Source organism: Calorimonas adulescens (assembly GCF_008274215.1).
GTDB lineage: Bacteria > Bacillota > Thermoanaerobacteria > Thermoanaerobacterales > UBA4877 > Calorimonas > Calorimonas adulescens.
Genome location: NZ_VTPS01000017.1, coordinates 29306 through 54964, shown reverse-complemented (window position 1 = coordinate 54964; position 25659 = coordinate 29306). Strand labels below are relative to the sequence as shown.

26 protein-coding genes are annotated in these 25659 nt (G+C 44.6%); 8 read left to right on the top strand and 18 right to left on the bottom strand.

The window, feature by feature from the left end:
* The first annotated feature begins 132 nt into the window (after positions 1-132).
* The 3 genes from FWJ32_RS10555 to FWJ32_RS10545 are packed head-to-tail and all read left to right on the top strand — an operon-like array spanning position 133 to position 2484.
* Complete coding sequence (locus FWJ32_RS10555; protein ID WP_149545920.1) at positions 133-1770, top strand: FAD-dependent oxidoreductase; 1638 nt, start codon at positions 133-135, stop codon at positions 1768-1770.
* 13 nt (positions 1771-1783) lie between these two features.
* A complete protein-coding gene (locus FWJ32_RS10550; RefSeq protein ID WP_238988861.1) occupies positions 1784-2005 on the top strand; it encodes a sulfurtransferase TusA family protein in 222 nt (73 codons plus the stop codon).
* Between the two features lie 8 nt (positions 2006-2013).
* On the top strand, positions 2014-2484 hold the full coding sequence (locus tag FWJ32_RS10545) for a DsrE/DsrF/DrsH-like family protein (RefSeq protein WP_149545918.1): 471 nt from the start codon (positions 2014-2016) through the stop codon (positions 2482-2484).
* Between the two features lie 54 nt (positions 2485-2538).
* On the opposite strand, the gene FWJ32_RS13740 is transcribed toward FWJ32_RS10545, so the two are convergent.
* From FWJ32_RS13740 to FWJ32_RS10520, 6 genes are all read right to left on the bottom strand, one after another.
* The gene (locus FWJ32_RS13740; RefSeq protein WP_275266295.1) at positions 2539-2670 is read right to left on the bottom strand and encodes a hypothetical protein; all 132 of its coding nucleotides are present in this window, start codon (positions 2668-2670) and stop codon (positions 2539-2541) included.
* An 81-nt stretch (positions 2671-2751) separates the two neighbouring features.
* Positions 2752-3198 carry a hypothetical protein gene (locus tag FWJ32_RS10540; protein WP_149545917.1) on the bottom strand — a complete coding sequence of 149 codons (447 nt, stop codon included), beginning with the start codon at positions 3196-3198 and terminating at the stop codon, positions 2752-2754.
* A gap of 190 nt (positions 3199-3388) precedes the next feature.
* The gene (locus FWJ32_RS10535) at positions 3389-3682 is read right to left on the bottom strand and encodes a hypothetical protein (RefSeq protein ID WP_149545916.1); all 294 of its coding nucleotides are present in this window, start codon (positions 3680-3682) and stop codon (positions 3389-3391) included.
* A 233-nt stretch (positions 3683-3915) separates the two neighbouring features.
* A complete protein-coding gene (locus tag FWJ32_RS10530; protein ID WP_238988860.1) occupies positions 3916-4326 on the bottom strand; it encodes an Asp23/Gls24 family envelope stress response protein in 411 nt (136 codons plus the stop codon).
* Positions 4327-4483: 157 nt separating this feature from the next.
* Positions 4484-6010 (bottom strand): GGDEF domain-containing response regulator, encoded by a 1527-nt coding sequence (locus tag FWJ32_RS10525; RefSeq protein ID WP_149545914.1) that lies wholly within the window; start codon positions 6008-6010, stop codon positions 4484-4486.
* Positions 6011-6122: 112 nt separating this feature from the next.
* Entirely contained in the window at positions 6123-7055 is a 933-nt protein-coding gene (locus FWJ32_RS10520; protein ID WP_149545913.1) for a hypothetical protein, read from the bottom strand.
* 147 nt (positions 7056-7202) lie between these two features.
* Between FWJ32_RS10520 and hflX the strand changes: the two genes are divergently transcribed.
* Complete coding sequence (gene hflX, locus FWJ32_RS10515) at positions 7203-8432, top strand: GTPase HflX (RefSeq protein ID WP_149545912.1); 1230 nt, start codon at positions 7203-7205, stop codon at positions 8430-8432.
* Here the strand turns inward: hflX and FWJ32_RS10510 are convergent.
* The gene (locus tag FWJ32_RS10510) at positions 8425-9033 is read right to left on the bottom strand and encodes an Asp23/Gls24 family envelope stress response protein (protein ID WP_149545911.1); all 609 of its coding nucleotides are present in this window, start codon (positions 9031-9033) and stop codon (positions 8425-8427) included. The two genes, hflX and FWJ32_RS10510, sit on opposite strands and share 8 nt — an antisense overlap.
* Before the next feature lie 121 nt (positions 9034-9154).
* On the opposite strand from FWJ32_RS10510, the gene FWJ32_RS10505 reads away from it, so the two are divergent.
* Entirely contained in the window at positions 9155-10294 is a 1140-nt protein-coding gene (locus FWJ32_RS10505; RefSeq protein WP_149545910.1) for a DNA polymerase IV, read from the top strand.
* A gap of 55 nt (positions 10295-10349) precedes the next feature.
* Here the strand turns inward: FWJ32_RS10505 and FWJ32_RS10500 are convergent, their stop codons facing one another.
* From FWJ32_RS10500 to asnB, 4 genes are all read right to left on the bottom strand, one after another.
* Positions 10350-11342, bottom strand: coding sequence for a M42 family metallopeptidase (locus FWJ32_RS10500; RefSeq protein WP_149545909.1), 993 nt, complete (start codon positions 11340-11342; stop codon positions 10350-10352).
* Positions 11343-12356, bottom strand: coding sequence for a M42 family metallopeptidase (locus FWJ32_RS10495; RefSeq protein ID WP_149545908.1), 1014 nt, complete (start codon positions 12354-12356; stop codon positions 11343-11345).
* Complete coding sequence (locus tag FWJ32_RS10490; RefSeq protein WP_149545907.1) at positions 12341-13384, bottom strand: M42 family metallopeptidase; 1044 nt, start codon at positions 13382-13384, stop codon at positions 12341-12343. Before FWJ32_RS10490 ends, FWJ32_RS10495 begins: the two co-directional genes overlap by 16 nt.
* A 211-nt stretch (positions 13385-13595) precedes the next feature.
* On the bottom strand, positions 13596-15440 hold the full coding sequence (gene asnB / locus FWJ32_RS10485; protein WP_149545906.1) for an asparagine synthase (glutamine-hydrolyzing): 1845 nt from the start codon (positions 15438-15440) through the stop codon (positions 13596-13598).
* Positions 15441-15586: 146 nt separating this feature from the next.
* Here asnB and FWJ32_RS10480 point away from each other — a divergent pair, with 146 nt between their 5' ends.
* A complete protein-coding gene (locus FWJ32_RS10480) occupies positions 15587-15781 on the top strand; it encodes a DUF1657 domain-containing protein (RefSeq protein ID WP_149545905.1) in 195 nt (64 codons plus the stop codon).
* Between the two features lie 38 nt (positions 15782-15819).
* On the opposite strand, the gene FWJ32_RS10475 is transcribed toward FWJ32_RS10480, so the two are convergent.
* The 4 genes from FWJ32_RS10475 to FWJ32_RS10460 all read right to left on the bottom strand — a co-directional run bounded on the left by FWJ32_RS10475 (position 15820) and on the right by FWJ32_RS10460 (position 21434).
* Positions 15820-17424, bottom strand: a complete 1605-nt coding sequence (locus tag FWJ32_RS10475; protein WP_149545904.1) for an MBL fold metallo-hydrolase RNA specificity domain-containing protein — start codon at positions 17422-17424, stop codon at positions 15820-15822.
* Between the two features lie 84 nt (positions 17425-17508).
* Complete coding sequence (gene pepF, locus FWJ32_RS10470) at positions 17509-19296, bottom strand: oligoendopeptidase F (RefSeq protein WP_149545926.1); 1788 nt, start codon at positions 19294-19296, stop codon at positions 17509-17511.
* Positions 19297-19463: 167 nt separating this feature from the next.
* Positions 19464-20342 carry a shikimate dehydrogenase gene (gene aroE / locus FWJ32_RS10465; protein WP_149545903.1) on the bottom strand — a complete coding sequence of 293 codons (879 nt, stop codon included), beginning with the start codon at positions 20340-20342 and terminating at the stop codon, positions 19464-19466.
* Positions 20343-20363: 21 nt separating this feature from the next.
* Positions 20364-21434, bottom strand: coding sequence for a mandelate racemase/muconate lactonizing enzyme family protein (locus FWJ32_RS10460; RefSeq protein ID WP_238988859.1), 1071 nt, complete (start codon positions 21432-21434; stop codon positions 20364-20366).
* Between the two features lie 373 nt (positions 21435-21807).
* Here FWJ32_RS10460 and FWJ32_RS10450 point away from each other — a divergent pair, with 373 nt between their 5' ends.
* Together FWJ32_RS10450 and FWJ32_RS10445 are read left to right on the top strand one after the other, a co-directional pair.
* Positions 21808-22335: an ECF transporter S component gene (locus FWJ32_RS10450; protein ID WP_149545902.1), complete on the top strand. Its 528-nt coding sequence runs from the start codon at positions 21808-21810 to the stop codon at positions 22333-22335.
* A 9-nt stretch (positions 22336-22344) separates the two neighbouring features.
* Complete coding sequence (locus tag FWJ32_RS10445; protein ID WP_149545901.1) at positions 22345-22944, top strand: nitroreductase family protein; 600 nt, start codon at positions 22345-22347, stop codon at positions 22942-22944.
* 111 nt (positions 22945-23055) lie between these two features.
* On the opposite strand, the gene FWJ32_RS10440 is transcribed toward FWJ32_RS10445, so the two are convergent.
* Genes FWJ32_RS10440 through FWJ32_RS10430 form a run of 3 tightly spaced genes read right to left on the bottom strand, consistent with a single transcriptional unit; the run spans position 23056 to position 25618 of the window.
* On the bottom strand, positions 23056-23868 hold the full coding sequence (locus FWJ32_RS10440) for a lipoate--protein ligase family protein (protein ID WP_203227730.1): 813 nt from the start codon (positions 23866-23868) through the stop codon (positions 23056-23058).
* Positions 23865-24824, bottom strand: a complete 960-nt coding sequence (locus FWJ32_RS10435) for a LipS2 family lipoyl synthase (protein WP_149545900.1) — start codon at positions 24822-24824, stop codon at positions 23865-23867. Before FWJ32_RS10435 ends, FWJ32_RS10440 begins: the two co-directional genes overlap by 4 nt.
* On the bottom strand, positions 24821-25618 hold the full coding sequence (locus FWJ32_RS10430) for a LipS1 family lipoyl synthase (RefSeq protein ID WP_149545899.1): 798 nt from the start codon (positions 25616-25618) through the stop codon (positions 24821-24823). Before FWJ32_RS10430 ends, FWJ32_RS10435 begins: the two co-directional genes overlap by 4 nt.
* Positions 25619-25659: the final 41 nt, after the last annotated feature.

The following is a 25659-nucleotide window of genomic DNA, read 5'->3' as shown; positions in this document are numbered from 1 at the left end:
TGCTACAGATATATCTGAAGGTTGGATACAAAATCAGGTGTATACCTTATTGACACAAACATGACGATATGATAAATTATAGACAGATCCTACCCCCAAGGGGATAGGGTAAAATAAAGAGGGGGTAATTAAATGCGTTATCTGATAATAGGAGCTGTGGCTGCAGGTACAAAGGCTGCTTCCAAAATTCGAAGAGAGGACGGAGCGGCCGAGATTACTGTCCTTACTTCCGACAGTGATATATCATATGCAGGCTGTGGCCTCCCTTATTATATCGGCGATGTAATAAAGGAGAGGGGTGAGCTGGTCGTAAGGAACCCCGAGGATTTTAAGATGGAACAGGACATAGATGTCCTCACCGGGTGGGAAGCATTAAAAATAAGCCCTGATAAAAAGAGCGTGCTGGCAAGGGATTTAAACACCGGCACGGAGAAAGAGTTTCCCTATGACAAGCTCATACTTGCCACTGGAGCCTCACCTTTTATCCCACCTATAGATGGTGTCAATATTGGTAATGTCTTTACCTTAAGGCGGGTAGTCGACGCAGATAGGATAAAACAACTTGTAAACTCAGGCGTTAAAAATGCCGTGATTGTAGGCGGAGGTTTTATAGGCTTAGAGGTAGGTGAAAACCTGGCAAAGAGAGGAGTAAATGTTACCATAATTGAGATGATGGAGACAATCCTGCCAGGTTTTGACAAGGAAATAGCAATGGCCATGCAGAATTATCTCAAGGAAAAAGGCATGAATATACTCACCGGCGAGGCGGTACAGGCCTTCAAGGGTGATGGGACCGTAAAAGAGGTCGTCACGTCCAAAAGGACTCTCCCCTGCGATATGGCGGTACTTTCAATCGGGGTAAGGCCAAATACCAGGCTTGCAGTCGAAGCCGGAATAGAGCTTGGCCCTACAAAGGCAATAGCAGTTGATGAAAACATGGAGACAAATATAAAGGATATCTATGCTGTAGGTGACTGTGCAGAGAATGTAAACCTCATAACCGGCCAGAAGGTATGGTATCCCATGGGTTCCACTGCCAATAAGACAGGCAGGATAGCTGGCATAAATCTGGCAGATGGCAAGTGGTCCTTTAAGGGTGTTCTCGGTACAACCATAGTAAAATTATTCGATATGACCGCCGCCAAGACCGGACTTAATGAGACAGGCGCAAAGAAAAATGGCTATGACGTCTTGACAGTTCTTGTCCCCTCGGAAGACAGGGCACACTATATACCCGGTTACAGGATGATTACCACCAAGCTTATTGTTGACAAAAACAGCCGCAGGGTACTCGGGGGACAGATAATAGGAGAAGGAGTAGTGGACAAGCCCATAGACATCCTGGCCACCGCTATTACATTTGGTGCAAGGGCTGATGACTTGGTAAACCTGGATTTAGCTTACGCACCACCTGTCTCAACGGCCATGGCATCAACCATAGTAGCTGGAGAGGTAGCAGTCAATAAACTGGATGGAAAGCTGAGGGGTATCTCCCCCACAGAGCTACATGAAAACCTCGGCAGGTACTATGTGGTGGATGTAAGAAGTGAACCAGAGTATATAATCAGTTCCATTCCCGGCTCGGTTAATATCCCCTTTGGCCAGTTAAAGAGGCAAGCCGTAAACCTTCCAAGAGATAAAGAGATAGTCCTTGTCTGTAAAATTGGCAAGAGGGCATATATGGCTTACAGGATATTGAGCCAGATGGGGTTTGAAAATATCATGATACTGGATGGGGGTATTTCCTCTTATCCATTTGAAACTGCATAGGGAGGAGATAGCATTGGAAAGGTATATAAATGCCAAGGGGCTTCAGTGCCCCGGACCTATAATGAAACTTTTTCAGGAGATAAAGACCATGGCCCCCGGCGATGTCGTTAAGATTGAGGCATCCGACTTTGGATTTTTAAAGGATGTAGAGGCGTGGTGCAAAAAGACAGGCAACAAGCTGTTGTCCCTGGAGCAAAAGGATAACGTAATAACCGCACTGGTAGAAAAGGCATAGGTGGCATTATGAGCAAAAAGACAATGATTGTGTTCTCAGGTGACTTGGACAAGGCAATGGCTGCCTTCATCATAGCCAACGGTGCCGCCTCCATGGGCGACGATGTAACCATGTTCTTTACATTCTGGGGCCTTAATATACTGAGGAAAGCGCAGAAGGTAAGGGTACAAAAGTCTATGATAGAAAAGATGTTCGGCTGGATGATGCCCAGGGGTCCAGAGAAGTTAAAGCTTTCTAAGATGAACATGGGCGGAATAGGAAGCTATATGATGAGGTCGATAATGAAGCAGAAGAATGTCTACTCCTTGAATGAGCTCATGGAGTCCGCCCAGGCCATGGGTGTAAAGCTTATAGCCTGTACCATGTCTATGGACATAATGGGCATAAAGAAAGAAGAGCTGATAGATGGCATTGATTATGCCGGTGTGGCCACATACCTGGCGCATGCTGACGAGGGAAATGTAAACCTGTTTATATAACCTCTTTGAAAAGCAGGCGCAGTTTCTCTTATTGCATTTTTCAACCCCTGGTTTTCAGGTCTCCGTTTGCGAGATATCTTTAACCCTCTGCCCTGCAAATAACCATTCATCAGTTCCTGAAACAGCAATTGCTGTTATGAGCCCCGCTGTGATTACTATCACAAATACAATTGTTCTTTTATTCACAATACCCCACTTAATAGTTTGTTACATCAAAAAAGCGAGATATATAAGCTAAACAGGTCTGCCGGATTTATGGCAGACCTGTTACTCCATACCTATCCTGTTCTTTATGGAAAAGATATCTTTCTCGTCCTCAAACAGTCTATACCTGATAAAAGTCATATCATTTGCAATCTTATTGAGCTTTTTGGAGTTGTGCCTCAGGGCCAGTTCTATCACACCTGTCCTATTATCTATTGTTTCCATTAGTTCTTTATGCTCCCTTATGTGGGCTTCTTGATACGACCTATGTACCTCTGTCAATATCTCAATATCCTTCCTCGTCTTCTCCTGGCTTATCTCCACCTTGACAAGACGCTTCTCCAGCCTCTTCTGACCGTTCTTAAGCTCTGCTACGTCCTGCTTTAGGCCGCTGACGTCATCCTTGAGGACAGCTACGTCCTGCTTTAGGCCGCTGACGTCATCCTTGAGCCCTTTAATATCGCCCTGCATGCCCTCCAAGATGAAGAGTATTTTCTCATCATTTGTCATACTATGCCTCCTTAATTTTCATAATCAGCCGCATAATTCTACGAATTTACATACGGATAAGTTTATTATAACATATCGTGGATAACTTTTGATAAAGGTTTTTGTCATACCAATCCTTAAACAAATTATAACATATACATAAAAGATGGGGGTAGGAAAACCTACCCCCATCTTTTATATTGGTCATATATCACTTAACCTCGGCTTTGGTCTGGCTCCTGGCAATCAAATACCAGATATAACCGATTACTATTGCGCCAATAAATCCAGCAATTACGTTGTAGCCGTATGCCATCCAGGCCCAGTCACCCAGGACTGCGTCTCCGGCCCATGCGCCTATGATATGAGCTATGAGTGCTGCCCAGTATGTGCCATAAATCTTATTCAGTCTTTCTGCATAGGTGCTTCCGGCTTTACTGTTAAACAGCGGATGGAACACCAGACTTGAGATTATGCCAACTACAAGAAGCATTACCGTATACATATCATCGCCTCCTTTCATTGGCTTTATTTATCTTTTCACCTATAATTTTACTCCGCTTCATCATAAAAACAAATCCGTTTTTGACCTTTTCTGACCAATTATTGTATATTTGAGCGCCTCATAATGATGTCCCTTACTATTTTCAAACCTTTTCTTATTCAATCTCTTCCTCTTAAAAGATATCATAAAAGTATATGGTGGCAGGAGCGCCACCATATGTCTGAATATTTATATTATGTTGTTTGTACTACATCCTGCAGGGTATCCTCGCGACTCGCCTGCTGATTTTTTGCTTCCTCAGGCTGACTTATACCGACAACATGTACGTTTACACCCACCACATTCAATCCGGTATATTTTTCAACATCATTCTTTATCTTTCTCTGTATATTGTCAGATACCTCGGGTATGCTGTCTCCATAATTTATTACTATGTTCGCATCAATTGTCACATCTCTCTCGTTAGATTTCACCTTTATGCCTTTGGCTAAATTTTTTCTGCCGATCACCTCTGTTATGCCGTCAACTACTCCGCCGCTCATATTTGCAACACCCTTTATCTCCAACGTAACCAGACCAGCTATTGCAGCTACTACATCATCAGATATTTCTACTGTTCCCAATTCCTTTGTATATACAGCCATGGCCATCCTCCTCTCTATTTATTTTAATTATACCACCTGCGACGAATTTAAACAAGTTTGATATTAATCTGATTTTTGCATTAACTACGTATATTAAAAACTATGCTTTGAATAGTAAATTATGAAATTTTTTCAAGCCCCATATGTCTCAATATGCTTATAACATCTTACTCAGCTTATATATCTCATTTTCCAACTCTGTCATAGAAAAAGGTCTGTAAAATATTATATCCGCCCCTTGTATTGAATTTACATTTTTGTCCTCAGTTAAATATATGACCTTAAAATCCATGCGCCTGTTTTTTATCTCATTGAGTACAGTCTTTCCATCCACCTTAGTTGAAATATCATTTATTAAAAGAACAGCCGGATCATCATTTTCTAAAAGGTGAACCTCGTCAGGTGAGATTAAAACAATTTTGTCTTCATCAAATGTATGCCTCAAGATCTCCAGTAATCCCTTCCCGCTGTCAACCACTATGATATTGCCCTTTCTTTTGCCATTCACCCTCTCTGTCCTGTTGCCCCCAGCCTGCTTAGCCGCATACATCGCAGCATCTGCGGCTTTTATAATTTCGTCACAGGATGTTATGCTGTCATCCATCTCTTTAACGCCTGCACTGAATGACAGCATAATATCAGTTTCTCCACAATCAATTTTAAGTGAGGATATGTTCTCTCTTATTCTCTCTGCCGCCCTTACAGCACTCTTTCCGTCCGTATCAGGCATCAGAATGACAAATTCATCTCCGCCATATCTGCAAAAGATATCACAATTTCTCAATGATGACATGACAGCAAATGAAAACTCCTTAAGCACCTTATCGCCAACCACATGGCCATATATATCATTGATATCTTTAAATTTATCTATATCCAAAAACATAACGGAGAACGGTCGCCTGTTTCTTTTAAACTGACCAAACTCCTGATATAGACGCTCAATGAAGTATGATCTATTGTATGCATTCGTAAGCGCATCCCTTAAACATGTATCCCTAAAAGAACTGTACCTTTCAAGGTCAAGCCTTATTCTGCATGCAATTTCCAAGGGGTTGAACGGCTTTATTATGTAATCAAATATACACAGTTTAATCTCTTTCTCTACCATCTCCAGTTGCCCTTCATCGGCAATGGCAATCAATGGTATCTCATTCAAATTATAATCGGACATTTCATGGAACTTATTGCTACCAAAGTCAAAAATACTTAAGTCTATTAGTATCAGATCGGGTCTGGCATTATCAACTATGTATAGTAGCTCATCTAAATCCCGCACATGCCCTGCTGAAAACCCCCCTCTGATGAGAAGCTCCACTAATAATGTGGCAATTATATCATCCCTGCTGGCAATGAGTATCTTATCTTCCCCATTTCCAAAAAATATCTTTCTACTGATAAATAGAATGTCTATAATTCTACTTAATGCCACTTTAACCTCATTGTCATTATGTCCATCATCTTTTAAAATGTCCTCAAGCATTGAGAGATTATTGACTACCTCATTTTCTCCAAGGGTTGTACCCATTATTTTATATCTAATCAGCTCATTTATTATCCTTTTCTTTTCATAACTCGAATTCTCTATCGTTTTATATGTCACGTACACGAAATTCCTGAGATCAGCATAATAGGCCCATGATGCCTTGACTAATGGTTCCCCAACCCATTCATACAAATTCATTGTACCCTCCCCTTATATGCCAGTAAAACTATGCTTTTACATAATTATATCATCTTTATTTTTATGTAACAAATTGCAGCAGATGTTTGTGTCTCAAATTTCTCTTTATCTGCTAACCCTCTAATATCTCTTTTTTCTCTTTTTCTATTCTTTCAAGACCCTTAACTGTTTCATTGAGCTCAAACTCCAGTTTTGCTATCAGATTTTCTACCTGCCCCAGTTGGTCGGCGGCTCTACTGTGTGCATCCTCTATTCTGGTCTGGATTGCCCAATCCACAAAAAAACCGTCAAAGAAGTAGTCGGCAAAGGTGGCCAGGCCTCCGAGATGGACCCCAAGGTCCATATACCTATTCACGTCAGCCAGCTCTTTTTTAAGGCTGCTCAAGGCGTTCTGCGCATAATATGCCTGTTCCTCCGCCTTATCAATACTGGAATGTTTTACAGCAGTTGCAATAAGTCCACCGCCCAGCATATCATATATGCCCCAGTTTTCGGCCGTATTTAGATCATCTATAAGACCTCTCAAGGCGTCCGCTGCCCTGTTACCTGCATTTATAGCCTCTTTAATCTCCTTTTCCTTATTCTTTAATGTCTCTCCCTTTTCAATGAGTTCCAAAAACCTCTTTTTTTGGGGTGAGTCTTCCCTCTTCAATATCTCTTCTTTCTCCTTCAAGACCTGCTCATATTCGGTGTCCACATTACCCAGTGCGGTGAGGTCAAGGCTCAGTTTTTCTCTTTCTTTGTTCAATTGCTCCAACTGCCTTGTTGCAATCTCCCACCTTATCTTGGCCTCTATATACTCCTGTTCTTCTTTTTTCAGCTTTTCCACTCCGTTGCCCCTGATTGATGCCCACAGCCTTGAAAGGCTGAACCTGTTTAATCTGTCAACATCCCCTTTCTCTTTGTCCATGGACTTCTTAAATTCTGAAATTTTCACGCCCAGTTCATCTATCTGTCTATCTACCTGATTTATCTTTGCTCTTATACCGTCAGCTATTTCTTTCCTTTTCTTTGCCGCTTGAAACCTCTCTGAAAAGCAGTCCATGTAAAGGCCTCCCATATTTTAGATTACTATTTACTATTAAAAGTCTATCACATTTTATGTTAGTTAAAAACGCAGTATAAAGCTAATTTTTATTAATGCCGTGACAATGGTGTATAATATTTTTATGCTAAACATGGGGGTTATATAATGATAAATGAAGCAGAAGACAGACCAAGGGCAATCTTAGCCGGTATAGTCAACAGCACAGAAGATGAGGAGTCAATAGATGAGCTGGCACTTCTGGCAGAAACGGCCGGCATTACCGTAGCAGGCAGGGTTACACAGCGTAAAGAGAGGATAGACCCTGCATACTATATAGGGAGGGGAAAGGTTCAGGAACTAAAACTCATGGCTGGTGAGCTAAATGCCAATGTCGTTATCTTTGATGATGAACTATCACCAATACAAAAGAGGAATCTGGAAAACGAAATCGACATCCAGATAGCAGACAGAACTATGCTCATCCTCGATATATTTTCTCAAAGAGCGAAGTCACTGGAGGGCAAGATACAGGTGGAACTGGCCCAGCTTCAATACCTCCTTCCCAGGCTCACAGGTAAAGGTATTGAACTTTCCAGAGAGGGTGGTGGAATCGGTACTAGAGGGCCCGGCGAGACAAAGCTTGAGACCGACCGCAGGCATATCAGGCGGAGGATTTCCCGTCTTAAAAAGGAATTGGAGGCAGTCAAAAAAAATAGGGGTGTCATAAGGATATCCAGAAAGTATCCGGTTATAAGCCTGGTAGGATATACCAATTCAGGAAAGTCCACCCTTTTAAATGCACTTACCGGCTCTGACATACCGGCTAATGACAGGCTCTTTGACACCCTTGACACCACCACCCGTGCCCTTATCCTGCCGGATGGGAGGACTGTCCTTGTCTCAGATACAGTGGGGTTTATAAAGAAATTGCCTCACCAGCTTATCGACTCCTTTAAGGCTACCCTGGATGAGGTGAGTGAGGCAGACTTATTGATCCATGTGGTAGATGGTTCAAGTTCAAAGATGGATGAGGAAATCGCCACAGTAAACAGCGTGTTAAAAGAGGTAGGGGCCTATACAAGGCCCGTATTACTGGCTATAAATAAGATTGACAAAGTCCCCGGCTCTGCCTATACGCTTAATTTACCAGGTTCAGTAAGGATATCTGCTTTAAAAAGGATAAACTTAGATGGTCTGATAAACAGGATAGCGGAACTCTTACCATCTTTCAGACAAAGGGCTCATCTACTCATTCCTTACGACGATGCTGGTGCTCTGGATGAGGTACATAGGAACGGCAAAATAACGGCAGAAGAATATACACCTGATGGGATAGCCCTGCAGGGTGAAATTGATATTGATACATTGGGTAGACTGTCAAAATATGTTAAATAGTGGTGTCCGCTTTTTTTCTGTATGTATTCGTTATATTGCTAACGCAAACATCTACATTCCCTATGGTCAGAGATATTGCATTTTCTAAATATTCTCTGACAGTCCTCTGGAGTTTTCCCACAGATTCAGGTATATTAAGGTCTGCTGCAGCCATAACCTCCAGTTCAAGGTAGATATTGTCTTCCTTTTTGCCAACCGTTATCTCTGTAGTCTTAAGCTCCTCTACCATGATTGCTGCCCTTTCAACCAGGCTGCGTATGGTGTTGAAAGATACTTTTATGTCTCCGTAATTTGATGGTATGGTCAAGAATTCGCTGCTGTTTTGCCTTTTTGCCACGGATGACGGCCTGGCCATATAGGATGAACTTCCCGCCGCAGCAGGCTTTGATGATGCCGCACCCTTGGAAAAGGCCATTATAAGACCAATGCCACCAATCACTATAATAACTACACCTGCGATAATTACAGCCATAGACCACTGGGCATTGCTTAAAAAGCTCATGGCATCTGCCCTTCCACTGCCCAGTACTATAAGGGCTATCGCTGCCACAATGGCTACGACAGCAAGTATAAACATTAAAAACTTATTAAAGGTTCCCATTTGCATATCCCCCTTTTACATTGCTTACCTCTTTATTCCATTATACCCCAATGAGAAGGATACAACAAACAGTATTATATTTACCGGTACAATATACTATAATAATATTAAGGTGAGGTTTATGAAAAGAAACATCATACACGTGGATATGGATGCATTCTTTGCATCAGTGGAGCAGATGGACAACCCATCCCTGAAGGGCAAACCCGTCATAGTAGGAGGCCTTTCAGGACGGGGCGTGGTGTCTACTGCCTCTTACGAGGCCAGGAAATATGGGGTACACTCAGCCATGCCCATGTACAAGGCTAAGGCCCTGTGTCCCGAGGGCATTTTCTTACCTGTCAGACATGAAAGATACAAAGAGGTATCAGACAAGATATTTGAGATACTCTACGGATACACAGACGTTATAGAGCCAGTGTCTATCGATGAGGCCTACTTGGATGTAACAGGTGGGGACGCCATGGAGACGGCAAAATCCATAAAGGAAGAAGTCTTTAAAAAGACCTCCCTAACCGTATCAGTTGGTATTTCATACAACAAGTTTCTGGCGAAGCTGGCCTCGGACTGGAATAAGCCCGACGGACTGATGATAATCACAATGGACATGGTGCCGGAGATATTAAAGCCTCTCCCGGTCGTAAAGGTGCACGGTATAGGTAAAAAGTCGGCTGATAAATTGAACAGCATAGGGGTATACACCGTCGCTGACCTATTAAACCTCACCAGAGATCAGCTTATAAAACTGTTCGGCAAATTTGGTTCAGAAATATTCGACATGATACGCGGCATAGACGACCGGCCTGTGGAAACTTACAGGGAAACAAAGTCCATAGGCAGGGAAACAACCCTGATGAGTGACACCACGGACAAGGATGTACTTAAAAAATATATCCTGGAGTTTTCTAAAGAGGTCTCCAGTTCTTTAAAAAAGCACGGTCTCTACGCAAAGACCGTAACGGTAAAGTATAAGACGGCGGACTTCAAGACATACACAAGAAGCAAGACCTGTAATGACATTATATCCAGTGAAAAAGAAATTTCCGGCCTGGCCTGTAAAATCATAGACTCCATAGACATTAAAGAACCACTAAGGCTCATAGGGGTTTCCGTCTCAAACCTGACCGAAGGAGCTGCAAGGCAAATTTCCATCTTTGATAAGGGGTATGATAGCCGCATAAACAGAGTACTAAAAGAGATAAACAGCAAATTTAAGCGGGAGGTCATAACGACAGGCAGTAAAATACAAAGAAGCATATAGACAATGGCCCAGTGATTCGTATACCACCGGGCCATTACTCTTGCAAAAAGAACCCCTATAATCTTATACCATCATGAAGCATACCCGTAAGAAGCCTTACCCCCTTTTCTATATCGGATATATCTACCATTTCACTGTCAGAATGTATATACCTGCATGGTATGGAAAGCGCCCCTGTTGGCACCCCGTTGCGGCTCAAGGCTATAGCCCCTGAGTCCGTACCACCATGTTTGAGTACCTCCAACTGGTATGGTATTCCAAGCTTTTCCGCTTCATCTACCATTATATTTTTCATGGCAGGGTGTACCATTACAGAGTTGTCAAACACCTTTATTGCAGGACCGGCCCCAAGTTTTACTGCCATCGGCACTGATTTTGGAGTGTCGCCGGTATCTGTAACATCCACAGCTACGGCCGCATAGGGCTCTATGGCATAGGCTGCTGTGGTGGCACCGCGAAGGCCAAGTTCCTCCTGTACGGTAAAGACAAAGTATATCTCGTGGGGCGAATCCTTAAGATTCCTGATAGTCTCTATAAGCAGGGCGCAGGCAGCCCTGTCGTCCATGGCACAGGATGTGCATTTACCTCTGTTCTCGCCAAAGGGTGTGTAATAAACTGCCACATCACCAATCTTCACCATGGAAAGGGCATCCTCACGGCTTGAAGCGCCGATATCTATATACATATTGTTGATAGTGACATCCTTTATTTCCTTGATCTCATTCTCGTAGCTCACCACACCTACAGTCCCATTTTTAAACCTGACCTTCCTGTCCACAAGGTCTGTAACTCCAAGTCCACCCACAGGTGCAAACCTTAGAAATCCCCTGTCGTCTATATATGTAACAATGAGGCCTATCTGGTCCATGTGGGCGGCCAGCATCACTTTGCTCCCGTTGCCCCTTTTTACTGCTATAAGGTTCCCCAGTGTATCAACCCTTATCTCATCTACGTAGCCTTTTATCTCTTCTCTTATGACCTCCCTTATCTCCTCCTCATTGCCCGAGGGGCCATAGGCAGATGTAAGCCTCTTTAACAGTTCTTTCATCTAAAGCACGCTCCTTTTTAAGAATTCTTTTATCAACTTCACAGTATTTCTATAGTCATCTAAGTCCATTATGGCAGCAGGGGAGTGTATATATCTTACAGGTACCGAGACCACGCCTGTCCTGACACCCTTCCCAGTACGCTGAATCATGCCTGCGTCATTGCCGCCTGTCATCGTCCTCTTAATCTGATATGGTATCCCTGCACCCTCTGCAGCCTCTATAAGCTTATTCACTATCTCCTTTGTGGAGTATGAGCTCCTGTCTATGAGGGATATGGCCGGGCCGTCACCCATCACGGTAGAATACATGTTTTCATCTACCCCCGGGACATCAGAGCATGTTGTGCCCTCTACCGCTATGCCTACATCGGGGTTTATCTGATAGGCTGCAACGCCAGCTCCCCTCAATCCAACCTCCTCCTGCACTGCGAAGCAGGCATACACGTCACAGGGATACCTCTCTTTGAGCGCCTCTATAAGGACAGCACAGCCTGCCCTATCATCCAGGGCCTTTGCCTTTACCTTGCCGTCCCCTATGGGCTCAAATTCGGTAATAAATGTCACATAGTCCCCCGGGCTTACAAGTCTTTCCGCCTCTTCCCTTGAAGTCGCCCCGATATCTATGTACATTTTCTCAACTTTTATGACATTTTCCCTTTCATTCTTTTCCTGAAGGTGTATGGCCTTTATGCCTATGACACCCGGTACCTTCCCCGCTATAAGCACCCTCTTGGAGAGGAGTACCCTCTGGTCTATGCCAATATCGCCAAATTTGAGCATCCCATCATCGCATATCCGCGTTATGATGAGCCCAACCTCATCCATATGGGCATCCAGCATCACCCTTTTGGGATTACTGGATGTTCCCTTCTTATATGCTATGAGGTTTCCCATCTTATCTGTGTACATGTCATCCACATACTGCCTTATCTCTTTTTTTATGACGTTCCTGACCTCTGTCTCATTGCCCGAGACGCCGTTTGCCTCTGTAAGACGCTTTAATAGTTCAGCCATTCATTTCCCTCCTTCAGTGAGGCTATGAAAAGTGCAATGAGCCTCCCTGCCTTTTTGACATCATCTACATTTAATGTCTCCACTGTGGTGTGCATATACCTCAAGGGTATGGATACCAGTACGGTGGGCACCCCTTCCCTTGACACCTGCATAACCCATGCGTCAGTACCGCTATGGCCAGCCATAACCTCCAACTGATAGTCTATACCGTACTCCTTTGCTGTGTCGATCAGCTTCTGCGTAAGGACAGGGTGCATATTTGGTCCCATACCGATGGCAGGGCCCCTGCCTACGGCATATGTCCTCTCCTTCGGCGCATCGGGCGTGTCCCCGTGGGTTACATCAATGGCTATACCCACATCAGGCGATAAGGCATAGGTACTTATCTTAGCACCACGACTCCCCAGCTCCTCCTGGGTTGTAGCCACAAAGTACACATCGGCGTTATATTTTAGCCTATCAAGCTCTTTCATTGCCTCAAGGAGGACTGCCACCCCTGCCCTGTCGTCTAAGGACTTGCCATTTATAAAACTGCCATTCATTTGAATGACGGGGCTCTTAAATGTTATAGGGTCGCCCACCCTTACTATATCTCTTACACTTTCAGCACCCATGCCTACATCTATGGCCATGTCCTTTATATCTACAGCCTTATCTGCCTCTCCCGGTTTTTGCAGGTGAGGCGGCTTGGCACCTATTATGCCCAGAAGTTCTCTCTTGCCGTGCACCCTTACCTCCTGGCCGGGGAGAATCCTCTGGTCTATTCCTATACCCGTAAACTTAATAAACCCCCTGTCATCAATCTCAGTGACCATCATCCCCACCTCATCCATGTGGGCAGCCAGCATCACCCTGGGCCTTTCCCCTTCCCCCATGGACTTTTTCCCTATGACATTATAGAACCTGTCCACATCAACCTCATCGCAGTATTCCCTGAAGATACCTGCGACAGCACCGGATACCTCTTTCTCATAACCGGGTATACCGGATAGGTTGTTTACCTGTGATAAAAATTCAACTACCTCCATATGTTCAGCTCCTTTCATCGCATATAATCATTATATCACAGCCTTGGCAATTTACCAGTGGCCAGGTGCGATGAGCAAATGAAGGAATGCACCAAGATAAAATTACCCCCCATGTGTTATTTCCATGGGGGTAATTTTATCCACGGGTTGGGACTCCATAGTTCCCTATAAAGCCTCTCATTATCTTAGAAAATTAAGAGGGCTTGCCCTCTCAAACCTCAATTATGACCTTATTCTCTTTAAGCCATGCGTCCACCTGTATAAGATATGCCATCATCTGTGGTCCTGTCATGAGCTGGCCGTACCATGGCCTTGTTATATATTCTCCACCTGTGTCAATGAGATTGTTTACGGCACCAGTATCCACTATCTGCAGAAGCGGCGAAGCGCTGTCATCCATGATTGATTTCAATTTCATTTTTACTATACTGGTGTACTGTGGGTTATGCGTCTTGGGGTATGGGCTTTTCTTCCTCAGTCGGACGTCATCTGGCAGTATCCCCTTCAACGCCTCACGCAGCAGCCCCTTTTCCCTTCCGCCGTGAAACTTCATATCCCATGGGACATTCCACACATACTCTACTATCCTGTGGTCGCAGTAGGGCACCCTTACCTCCAGCCCGCTTGCCATGCTCATGCGGTCTTTCCTGTCCAGGAGCGTCTGCATAAACCAGTTTATGTTGAGATAAAACAGTCGTCGCCTCCCGGCCTCCTCCGGACCCTCTCCTTCTAACTGTGGTACCTCATTGAGCGTTTCTTTGTACCTGTCCCTCACATAACCCTCAAAATCTATCCTCTCCCGCAATCCGGAAGATATAACCTTCAACCGTTCGTCCAGGGATAAGGACCATGGAAATGTATCCGCCTCTAACGCCTCCTTCATCCTGAACCATGGGTAACCTCCAAATATCTCGTCGGCACATTCGCCCGAAAGCGCTACGGTGGCACCTTTCTTTATTTCGCGGCAAAACAGCAGGAGCGACGAGTCCACATCGGCCATACCGGGAAGGTCCCTTATCCTTACAGCGTCTGTCAGGGCGTCGGCAAGGTCACTATTGCTTATATAAACCTTGTGATGGTTAGTTCCCAGACAGTGCGAAACCCTGTCTACCCACATAAAGTCGGCGTCTGGCTGAAAATCACCTGACTTGAAATATTTTTCATTATCCACATAATCCACAGAGTACGAGTCCAGTATACTGCCCTTATCCCGGTATGCCTTTGAGGCTATGGCCGTTATGGCACTGGAATCGAGGCCGCCTGAGAGAAATGTGCAGACAGGTACGTCGGATACCAGTTGCCTTTTTACTGAATCCACGACCAGTTCCCTGACTTTTGCTGCAGTAGTTTCAAAGTCATCCCTGTGAGGGATACTTTTAAAACTCCAGTACCGCCATACCTTCAAGCCGTCCCGGCTGTATATAAGGGCCTGGCCAGGCCTTAGCTCTTTAATCCCCTTGAACACCCCCTGCCCTGGAGTGCGGCCAGGCCCTATCGCCAGCACCTCGGCCAGGCCGGTCTCATCGATTACCGGTTCTATATATGGGTGGGCAAGAATTCCCTTTATCTCTGATGCAAAGATTAAAGACCCGTTCTTTACCGTATAGAACAATGGCTTTACCCCCATCCTGTCTCTGGCCATAAAAAGCCTCTGATTTCTCTCGTCCCATATGCCGAAAGCAAAAATACCGTTAAGGCGGTCAAGGCAATCTGGCCCCCACTCTATGTATGAGGTCAGGAGCACCTCTGTATCCGAATAGGACATGAACGTATAGCCAAGAAGCTTCAGCTCTGCCCTTATATCCTCTGTGTTATACAGTTCACCATTATACACAATGGTATATTCATTCTCACCCCATACCTTTGTCATAGGCTGCCCGCCACCAGCGGGGTCTACTACAATCAACCTTCTGTGGGAGAAGGCCACATGGTTTTTTAGCCACACCCCGTAAGCATCCGGGCCTCTATGCGACATGGTATTTGCCATATCTGCAGCTATTTTATCCTCGTCTACAAGGTTTCTCTCAAAATCTATCCATCCTGCAATGCCGCACATTTTCGCCACACCTCCTCAAATATTTATCAATTACATTCTATGTACCGCCCATTAAAAGGTGATAAAAATGCCCCGATGGAAGAGGAGACTACAAATTAAGAATAAAAATTTCTTTATAGAAAAAAATAATATCGGAGGTGTATATTATGCCGGATGTCAATGCATTAAACACAGTGGTAAACAACCTAAAAAAAGCCCGCTACGACCTGGAGAAATTCTCCAAGGAGACAGATGAAGAAAGTCTTCAGAAAACATACCACACCTATGCCAACCAGATTGGCACCATGTTAAAGGGCTTAGAGGCAAAGTCAGACGAGGGACAGTACAGTATAGACAAATAAATGCAGCAGGAGGCCAACGGTCTCCTGCTGCATTTATTTCACTTTATAAGCTCCCTGATCCTTCTATACGACTCCCTTATCCTATCCATTTCCCGATTAATATCTGCAATTTTTTCGTCATCCTCTATCCTGGTCGCAGATAATGAGGCAGTAAGCTCCATCCATTCATTGCTGAGCTCTTCCAGACCTGCAGCCACATCACCCATCGTCCTGCCTTTTACCTTTGGCTGAGGTATCTTGATATCTGCAAAGTCATATGTCTCTCCAATTGACGGGGTGACTGTCTCCATACCATATCTATCCCTCAAAAGTGCCGAAAAGGAGTCTATAGCACCGTCCTCGCCATGAACCACAAAAGCAAGCTTAGGTTTTTTTTCAAAATGGTCTATCCAGTCAATAAGTCCGTTTCTGTCTGCGTGCCCTGACAGGCTGTCTATGTTGAATATCCGTGCCTTTACGGAGATCATTTCACCCAGTATCTTTACATGTTTACGGCCATCTAAAAGCATTCTGCCCAGGGTACCCTCAGCCTGATATCCCACAAATACCACACTGCACTCCGGCCTCCAAATGTTATGTTTCAGGTGATGCCTTATTCTCCCTGCATCGCACATCCCGCTGGCGGAAATAATGATCTTGCTACCCGGTGTGGCATTCAGGGCCTTTGACTCCTCTACACTGGCGGTGAAGTGCAGTCCCTTAAACTCTAGAGGGTCATCCCCACTCATTATAAGGGCCATAGCCTCCTCATCAAAGTAACCCTTTTCATACTTTTTAAATACCTCTGTGGCGGCACTGGCAAGTGGACTGTCTATATACACCGGCATTTTAAAGATACCCTTCAACATATCCTTCTCTACCATTGCATTGAGTTCATATATTATCTCCTGCGTTCTCCCGACAGCAAAGGAAGGTATTACAACATTTCCGCCCCTCTCAAATGTCTCATTAATAATGCTCAAGAGTTCGTTCAGGCTGTCACCCATGCTTTTATGCAGCCTGTCTCCATATGTGGATTCTATAAAAAGGTAGTCAGCGTCTTTAATATATGTGGGGTCCTTAATTATTGGCTGTCTTTTATTACCCAGGTCACCTGAGAATACTATCTTTATCCCCTCATCCTTGACCCACATCTCGATGATGGCAGAACCCAGTATGTGCCCAGCATCCCTGAAGCAGACAGATATGTTGTCGGACAAATCTATCACCCTGTCATACTCTATCCCTTCAAAATACTTCATACACTCCCGTGCATAATCCGCTGTGTACAGCGGCTCAACCATCTCCCGGCCTGCCCTCATGGCCTTTCTGTTTGCCCATTCTGCATCCATCTCCTGTATGTGACCACTGTCGGGCAGCATTATACTGCAGAGTGCCGCAGTAGCCTCTGTGGCTATTATCCTACCCTTAAAACCCCTCCTGCAGAGTACCGGTATCCTCCCAGTGTGGTCTATATGGGCATGAGTAACAAGGAGAAAGTCAATAGAGGCAGGATCAAAGGGAAAATCGGCCTTATTTAGAGATTCAATCTCCCTGCCGCCCTGAAACATACCACAGTCTACCAATATTCTTGTCTTTCCGTCGTACAGATAATAGCATGAACCAGTCACCATCCCTGCGGCACCGCAAAACGTCACTTTCATAGTTCAATCCCCCATTTATGTATTTTCTTTAATTATACTACTTCTGGATGGAAAACATAAAAAATCCTACCATCTCAGGTAGGACTAAATAAGCTTTTCAAACTCATCCAAGAGCCTCTCAAAGAAATCAAGAGCATCATATATTGGTTCCGGCACAGTCAGGTCAACACCGGTGCGCTTTAATATATTGAGTGGATAATCGGAACCGCCGCTCTTTAAAAATTCCGTATAGTTATCCACCGCTCTTTTGCCATCCCTCAGTATTATCTGTGACAATGCTATAGCTGCCGAAAAACCTGTAGCGTATTTATACACATAAAAACTGTTGTAAAAGTGAGGTATCCTGGCCCATTCATAGGATATCTCCTTATCTATTACAGCATCAGGCCCAAAATATTTTGCATTAAGGTCGTGGTATACATTGCATAGTGTATCAGGTGTAAGCGGTTCTCCAGCTTCTGCCATCCCGTGAGTAATTTTTTCAAACTCGGCAAACATAGTCTGCCTGAAGAGTGTGCTCCTGTACTGGTCCATAAAGTGGTTTAATAGATACATCTTCTCTTCCTTTGAACCAGATTTATCCAGAAGATGATTTATCAGCAGCGCCTCATTACATGTTGAGGCAATCTCTGCAAGGAATATTGGATAACTCTTGTAAATAAAAGGCTGTGCTTTATCAGAGTAATATGTATGCACCGAATGTCCCATCTCATGAGCCAGTGTAAACACATCGTCCAGCTTGCCTTGATAGTTTAAGAGGATATATGGATGGACACCGTAAGCCCATGAGGAATATCCTCCGCTGGTCTTCCCCCTTGTCTCATACACATCTATCCAGCCTGACTCAAAGCCCTCTTTTACAATGTCAAGATATTCATCGCCAAGTGGCCTTAAACCTTCAAGTACTATATCCCTTGCTTCCTCATAGGTAAACTCCCTGTCATACTCTCTTACCAGAGGCACATACATATCATACAGATGAATCTCGTTGAGCCCCAGCGCCCTTTTTCTTAAAGACACATACCTGTACATCAGGGGTAGGCGCTCGTTAACTGTGTCTATCAGGTCATCGTAGACCCTCACAGGGATATTGTCCTGGAAAAGAGAAGCCTCTAAAGAAGAATTAAATCTCCTTTGATTTTTATTAAAGATGTCCGCCTTGATGTTTGCTCTCATTGAGGCCGCTATCGTATTGATATAACTACCGTATGTGGTATGAAGCGCTTTAAAGGCATTTTCCCTTACCTGCCTGTCAAAGCTCGATATCATTTTTGAGTATCTTCCCTTAGAAAGTTCAACCTCTTCTCCATTTTCATCTTTTATTACAGGAAACCGCAAATCTGCGTCGGTGAGCATCCTATATATATCTCCAGGTGAAGACAGTGCTTCCTGTGCCTCGGCCAGTATCCTCTCCTTTTCAGCATCAAGTATGTGGTCCTTCTGCCTGACAAGATTTTCTATGTAATGCCTGTATACCTTCATTCCTGCATCTTCATTGGCCCTGTTTAAAAGTTCATCGCCAGGCAGTTTAAGTATTTCCGGTTCAATAAAGGAGAGCCTGCCTGATGCTTCTACATAAAGGCTCATGGCACGGTCAGCCAGGCCCTGATATACTGCCTTTGTGTTATCCTCATCCTTCCTCATGCGAGCATAGGAATAAAGCCTTTCCACCAGCATAAAGGCCTCATCCCTTGCCTTAAGCACATCAGGAACATTGGATATGTCTATACCTCCTCTGAAGCTCTCCGCCTTTTCAATCAATGAGTATGCCTTCCCGTAATCCTCCTCCCAGAGTGCATCATTCCCATAAATGTCCTCCAACCTCCATTTGTATTTACCGTCAATTTCATCCCTGGATGGCAACCGTTTCATCATGTGATTCCCCTTCCCAATTTAATAATAATAATTTTATCTAAATACGCTTAATAATTAAAAAACATTTTCCACTTCTATATATAATTATACTGCTGTACCGTTTAAATGCAACTTTGAATCTTATGAACAGCCAAATAGCTGTATGCCAATAATACCGATAATATTTATAGACCTTTCCCATCTGAGTCTGCAAGCTTCCTGTAAGCAATCTCGTATAGCTCGTCATAGTCCGGTTCTATGCCGGTCCATATCTTGAAGGATTCTATAGCCTGATATATAAACATGCCAAGCCCGGTAAGCACGTCGCAACCCTTATCCGATGCCTCGCGTAAAAGCCTTGTCATGATGGGATTATAGACCACATCACACACAAGCTGGGAGCTGTGTATTATCTTTATTGGTACAGGGGATTCATCTGTATGAGGAGACATACCCACAGTAGTGGCATTGACTATAATGTCTGCTTTGTACGATACAGCTTTAAGACTATCATAGTCAAAATGTATTGGAACGGCGGCTCCCTTTGCTGCCCTGTTTATTTCTTCTGAGAGTTTTGCCGCCCTTTCATATGTCCTGTTGGCAATATAGACCCTCTTTGCTCTATGGATTGCCAAAGAAAACGCTATGGCCCTGGCAGCACCTCCGCCGCCCAGTATGAGTATGGTATGCCCCTCCGGTGTTATCCCGGCATTCTCTTTCAAAGACATTAAAAAACCGTCGCCGTCAGTATTATATCCCTTTAGTTTTCCGTCACAATAGGATATGACATTTACAGCGCCTATAATCCTTGCCTTTTCATCCAGTTCATCCAGGTACTTGATAACATCGGTCTTATAGGGGACGGTAACGTTGGCGCCTTCAATCCTGAAACAATCGAATGAGTTCAGTGCCCTCTCAAGCTGGTTCTCCTTAAGCTCAAAAGGTATGTATATGTAGTTGAGGCCAGCCCTCGTAAAGGCTGCATTGTGTATGGCCGGAGATATGGAGTGCCCCACCGGGTTGCCAAACAGTGCGATGATCCTTGTATCTTTGTCTATATCCACCCAGTCATCACGTCCATTGTATCATCTAATCCCTGTTATCCCAAGGCCAGGCCCTTCAGCAAAGCTTATATCCGGACCGTCATAACTTATACCGCCTGCTACAGGGTCATCCGCCAGAAGATACGCCGCATCGAGGTCAAGCCTTGTGACATTGTGCGTTGAGGCTGCAAAGTGGGCCGCCGCTGTCACTGATACCTTGCACTCCATCATGCTCCCTACCATACACTCTATTCCAGCTGCCTCAGCCATATAATTGATCTTAAGCGCATTGTGGATTCCCCCGGCCTTCATCAGCTTTATGTTCAATATGTCACATGCCCTCATAGAGATTAACCTTAAGGCATCATTGGGAGAAAAAAGGGCCTCATCGGCCATGACAGGCACAGATACGGCTCTCGTCACATCGGCCAGGCCATCTATATCCCATGCCGGTACAGGCTGCTCTATCAGCTCTATGTCATACCTCTCCAGGGCATTAATTACCCTTACGGCATCCTTCGGCCTCCATCCCTGATTGGCATCAAGCCTTATCTTAACCCCGGGCCCAACCGCCTCTCTGATAGCCTTTACCCTCTCAATGTCTTTCTTATAGTCTCCCCCAACCTTTGTCTTTAGGGTATCAAATCCATCTCTCACTGCCCTTACAGAGTCTTCCACCATTTCATCTATCTCATTTATGCTTATAGTAATATCTGTTTTTATCCTGTCGGTATATCCTCCCAGAAGCTTGTATAGCGGCACCCTGTAATATTTGCCTAGAAGGTCATATACGGCCATGTCCACTGCGGCCTTTGCACTGCTGTTATGCAGTATGCATTTATCCATGGCCAGAAAAACCCTATCTGTGTCAAGCACATCCATCCCAAGTATGGCAGGCCTTATATAGTTCAATATGGCATCCTCAATAGAACCCAGTATATCGCCGGTTATAACAGCGGTTGGAGCGGCTTCTCCCAAGCCTACCAGTCCGTCATCGGTCTCTATCTCCACCAGCACGTCCTCCACAGAGTTTACCTCTCTAAGTGCTGTCCTAAAGGGCTTTTTCAGTGGTGCCTTTATTCTTGACACCCTTATATCTTTTATCTTCATCATTACACACATCCCCTTATCTTAATTATTCTATTTTTTGCTTTTATATATTAAGAAATGGATTACAGCTTTTACTTTATCAAAATATTGCCCTGAATTCAAATCTTCACTTCCTATCACATCACAGTTAAGATTTATTGCACTTGTAATTATCAGAGAATCCCAAAAAGCACATATCGCTGACTTATTTGAACGGCATTAATTATATCGTCAACATCAGGTATATCAAGTTTCCAGTTTCTCAAATATATAAATCCTCTTTATCCAGGTTGTTTTCTACCATTTACCCGGTTAGAAGTAAGTATATATTGTATACCATCCTCTGCAAGAGTATAATAAGTTATAGTAGTTAATTAAATAACAAGGGGATGATACTATGGAAAAGAACGCTTTAAAGCCATTCAGCGTACGGTGGCTCACACGCACGGCCCTTCTATTAGCTGTCACTCTGGTATTTCAGATGTTCGGCTTTCCTCAGATGGTAACCGGTCCTGCTGTAAATGCCATGCTGATGATTTCCGGCATATATGTCGGCCCTCTTGGCGGTATCATAATAGGTCTTCTCACCCCATGGATTGCCTTCATGAGAGGTACACTGGCGCCTCCCCTTGCCCCTATGATACCCTTCATCATGCTAGGAAATGCTGTGATTGTCATACTGTGGGTCTTATTCCGCGTGCTTATTAAAAATGTCTACATTGGCTCTATAGCCGGCATGGTCATAGGTGCTGTAGCCAAGTTTTTAATCCTTTCGACCGCTGTGAGGCTCATCGTAAGCGTCCCGCCCCCTATAGCACAGGCAATGCAGATACCCCAGCTCTATACTGCTCTGCTTGGTGGTGTTATTGCTTTAGTGGTTGATAGACTCATAAGTGTAGCCTTTAGAAATTATAACGAGGATTAATCCCCAGAGATGGGGATTGTTTTTTTTTCAGTCAACTTCTTCGACAGCAGCAGGGATTTAGATGAGGAAATATTAAAAAAGATAATAGATTTAGCAGTACTGGCCCCATCAGCCTTTAACCTGCAACCATGGGAGATAATAGCAGTAAGGTCACCTGAGGCGAAGCAGAGGCTATACGATGCAGCCTTAAAACAGCCCAAGATACTTGCAGCACCTGTTACCTTGATCATGGTTGGTGACAAGGATGCCTACACAGAGGCCAATGATGCATGGTGGTACATGAGGGATGTGGGCACACCCGACGACAAGATACGTGGAAGTATCGAGTTTGCCAGGAATGTCCTTTATAATACTGAGCTGAAGAGAAACAACTTTGCTGTGAGAAATACATCATTCCTCTATATGTCTTTAATGTATGCTGCAAAATATTATGGTGTTGAGTCCCATGCCATGATAGGGTTTGAGGAGGATAAGATAAAAAAGGAGTTTAATATACCCGATAACAAGGTGGTAGTCCTTCTGATATGCTTGGGATACTTCGATGAGAGCAAAACATTGTATCCAAGGCTCAAACACAGGGGATATGAAGAGATAGTGAGGGTAGTTTAAAGCCCTTTAAAAGAGTCATGATATTGCTTAAACACATCAGCAGTGTGAGAATATCACGAATGCTACTGGAAGTGTTTAAAGACCCCTGATGATCAGTTGTCAGGGGGTCTTTTATCTCATGAGGTTCCATTCATCGCTTTTATACTTTTCTACCAGTTCCAATGCCCTTTTCTCTTCTTCCTCTGTAAGACTGGAGATGATATAGCCTATGCCAAAGACCTTTTTAAAACCTGCCGATATGGCCTGGCCAGCCTCAGAATAACCTATCTCTCTGCCGGCCATTTCTGATAGGCTACCCGCTTTCTTAGAGAGCATTGAAGCTATCCTTTCCCTTGCCTTGTCGTCCACATTCATCGTGAGCGCCAGTTTTTGCGGGTCAAAGTCCAGCATGATGGAGCCATGCTGGAGGATGGTCCCGTATTTCCTCACCTGTGCACTTCCAATGAGCTTTTTACCATGAAAGACCACCTCGTACCATGATGGAGAATCAAAGCAGGCGGAGGTAAGGGCCCTCTCTGTCCCGCTCTCCTTGAGTGATGCCACCTCTGCCTCTATTCCCAATTGCTTCAGGCCTTCCACAAGTCCAAGGCTCAGTACCTTATATGTCTCAATGACAGAACCAGGCAGGTCGCTCTCCCTTATGGAGACACTGTATGTTATCTCTCTGTCATGGAGGACCGCCCTGCCGCCCGTGGGCCTCCTGACAAATCCTATGCCCTGTCCCTTAAGTCTCTCTAAATTTACCTCTCTTTCTGCCCTCTGGAAATAACCTATGGAAAGGGTGGGTGGGCTCCATCCGAAAAACCTGAGCACCGGGGGACTTTCCCCGGCAGCTACAGACTCCATCAGGGCCTCGTCAACCGCCATGTTGTAAGCCCCATCACTATATCCTGTGTCTATAAGCCTCCATACCCTCTCCATCATCGCATATCCACCTCAAAAAGTCCGCTCTCACAGATAGCCTCTAACGCCTCATCTTTAGTAAGCGGCCTTGGATAGTTGTACATGGTGCCCCCCGGCCTCTCGTTATAGTAGGGCCTGTTGCAGTCCGGGCATCCTGAAGTCATAAATGCCTTTCCGTCTTTTAAAAGCTCCATTATCTCTTTTTTACCTTTAATGTCTACAAGCACCCCATCCTTGAAAACAAAATCATCGAAAGAGGCCAGGCCGTTTACAAGCAGATACCTTGAAATCTGCACCCTCCTGTAACTTCCTATATGGGGCTGTCCCCTGCCTTCCATGGGAGTACCCCTCACCGGAGTAAAGGCAAAGAGGGCCACAGAGACCCCATGTCTATGGAGGTCATATATCAGTTTTATCATCTCTTGCTCCGTCTCCCCAAGTCCCGCTATAAGGTGTGTATTTATACGACCCGGATATTTCTCAGCCAGCCCATATATTATATCTAAAAGCCTGTCTAAGGAACCACCTTTTATATCGCTGTAAAGCTCTTTAGAAGCCACATCGATGGGAAGGGATATTGTATCTACCCCCAGCTCAAAGAGCTCATCTGCCTCTTCTATCGATGTGATATAGACAGAGGCGTTTACTGGTATATCATTGGCAGCCTTAAGCTTCTTTAATACCTCCTGAACAGCTGCCATACCCTCTTTGCTGTCCACCACTTGAAGGCATGCTCTCTTAAGGCTGCCCTCTCCATAGGCCCGGGCAATGCCGGCCGCCACAGAGTCATCATCAAACTCTGGCCATGTCACCCTCGAGAGATAGTCCCTGCGGCTATCAGACCGTATACTCTGCGTACAAAAACTGCATCCACGCCTGCATTTTTCTCCCACCATTATGTATGCAGTGGTTGGAAAAGCATCTAACCTTATTTTACTTAGACCTATTACCCTGGCCGTACCCTCTGATACCCTCATAGCACACAGCACTCCTCTTTGATATTTATGTCATACGCCATTTCTTTGGCATACATGACTGCACCCGGGGTTGGGTTTACTATGCCGTCCACGCCTATATCTACAGCCATCCTGTCGATACTATCCCGGTATGAGCCACCCGGCCTCATACACCCCAAGGTGATATACCCGTGAGGCAAGGCCTTTCTGGCAAACCTCAATACGTCAGCCGCTTCCATTACCCCCGGTGGCTTTCTGTCCGCAAAAGGTGTGCCAATGGTTGGCCTGAATATGATAAACGCTATTTTCTCCGTGCCCATGTCCTTTAATACCCTTATTGCCTCATATTCCCTGTCTATGATCCCACCCTTTAAGCCTATCAGTATATGCGGTACCACATCTGTATACCTCCTGAGAAACTCATAGGACCTTATATAATCCTCACTGCCTTTATTCAAGCCAAAGACTTCATGGATGGCCTCATCATCCACCGTAAAGTCGAAGGATACCTTATCAGCAACCTCCCCTATGGTTTTAGCCTCATCCTCATTCACAAGACCGCAGTGGATATTCAGCCTGGCCTTTCTTTTCAGCATCTTAATCTCATCCAAAAATCTATTTACAGGTACCTTCCCTTCTCTGTCACAGCCTCCACTTATAAGAAAGCTGGAGGAATCGGTATTGTCCGCTTCTTTAAGGCTTATCATGTCCCTTAGATAGTGGCCCATGCAGTGGGAACAGTTCAAAGAACATGCCTGGCCGGTTATGCTTACGGATTTAGTCTTACCAGGATAGTACATGTCAATTTTTTTCAACATTATCCCTCCTGATCTGAATACATTTGAACACCAACTGG

Excerpts from the sequence above, each read along its gene's own strand:
- FWJ32_RS10490 (WP_149545907.1), bottom strand. The coding sequence starts at position 13,384 with ATGGAGGTAGTTGAATTTTTATCACAGGTAAACAACCTATCCGGTATA.
- FWJ32_RS10530 (WP_238988860.1), bottom strand. The coding sequence starts at position 4,326 with ATGGCTGTATATACAAAGGAATTGGGAACAGTAGAAATATCTGATGAT.
- FWJ32_RS10475 (WP_149545904.1), bottom strand. The coding sequence starts at position 17,424 with ATGAAAGTGACGTTTTGCGGTGCCGCAGGGATGGTGACTGGTTCATGC.
- FWJ32_RS10450 (WP_149545902.1), top strand. The coding sequence starts at position 21,808 with ATGGAAAAGAACGCTTTAAAGCCATTCAGCGTACGGTGGCTCACACGC.
- FWJ32_RS10480 (WP_149545905.1), top strand. The coding sequence starts at position 15,587 with ATGCCGGATGTCAATGCATTAAACACAGTGGTAAACAACCTAAAAAAA.
- FWJ32_RS10540 (WP_149545917.1), bottom strand. The coding sequence starts at position 3,198 with ATGACAAATGATGAGAAAATACTCTTCATCTTGGAGGGCATGCAGGGC.
- pepF (WP_149545926.1), bottom strand. The coding sequence starts at position 19,296 with ATGAAACGGTTGCCATCCAGGGATGAAATTGACGGTAAATACAAATGG.
- FWJ32_RS10440 (WP_203227730.1), bottom strand. The coding sequence starts at position 23,868 with ATGATGGAGAGGGTATGGAGGCTTATAGACACAGGATATAGTGATGGG.
- asnB (WP_149545906.1), bottom strand. The coding sequence starts at position 15,440 with ATGTGCGGCATTGCAGGATGGATAGATTTTGAGAGAAACCTTGTAGAC.
- hflX (WP_149545912.1), top strand. The coding sequence starts at position 7,203 with ATGATAAATGAAGCAGAAGACAGACCAAGGGCAATCTTAGCCGGTATA.
- FWJ32_RS10545 (WP_149545918.1), top strand. The coding sequence starts at position 2,014 with ATGAGCAAAAAGACAATGATTGTGTTCTCAGGTGACTTGGACAAGGCA.
- FWJ32_RS10445 (WP_149545901.1), top strand. The coding sequence starts at position 22,345 with ATGGGGATTGTTTTTTTTTCAGTCAACTTCTTCGACAGCAGCAGGGAT.
- FWJ32_RS10460 (WP_238988859.1), bottom strand. The coding sequence starts at position 21,434 with ATGATGAAGATAAAAGATATAAGGGTGTCAAGAATAAAGGCACCACTG.
- FWJ32_RS10535 (WP_149545916.1), bottom strand. The coding sequence starts at position 3,682 with ATGTATACGGTAATGCTTCTTGTAGTTGGCATAATCTCAAGTCTGGTG.
- FWJ32_RS10495 (WP_149545908.1), bottom strand. The coding sequence starts at position 12,356 with ATGGCTGAACTATTAAAGCGTCTTACAGAGGCAAACGGCGTCTCGGGC.
- FWJ32_RS10500 (WP_149545909.1), bottom strand. The coding sequence starts at position 11,342 with ATGAAAGAACTGTTAAAGAGGCTTACATCTGCCTATGGCCCCTCGGGC.
- FWJ32_RS10555 (WP_149545920.1), top strand. The coding sequence starts at position 133 with ATGCGTTATCTGATAATAGGAGCTGTGGCTGCAGGTACAAAGGCTGCT.
- FWJ32_RS10510 (WP_149545911.1), bottom strand. The coding sequence starts at position 9,033 with ATGGGAACCTTTAATAAGTTTTTAATGTTTATACTTGCTGTCGTAGCC.
- FWJ32_RS10520 (WP_149545913.1), bottom strand. The coding sequence starts at position 7,055 with ATGGACTGCTTTTCAGAGAGGTTTCAAGCGGCAAAGAAAAGGAAAGAA.
- FWJ32_RS10505 (WP_149545910.1), top strand. The coding sequence starts at position 9,155 with ATGAAAAGAAACATCATACACGTGGATATGGATGCATTCTTTGCATCA.
- FWJ32_RS10435 (WP_149545900.1), bottom strand. The coding sequence starts at position 24,824 with ATGAGGGTATCAGAGGGTACGGCCAGGGTAATAGGTCTAAGTAAAATA.
- FWJ32_RS10525 (WP_149545914.1), bottom strand. The coding sequence starts at position 6,010 with ATGAATTTGTATGAATGGGTTGGGGAACCATTAGTCAAGGCATCATGG.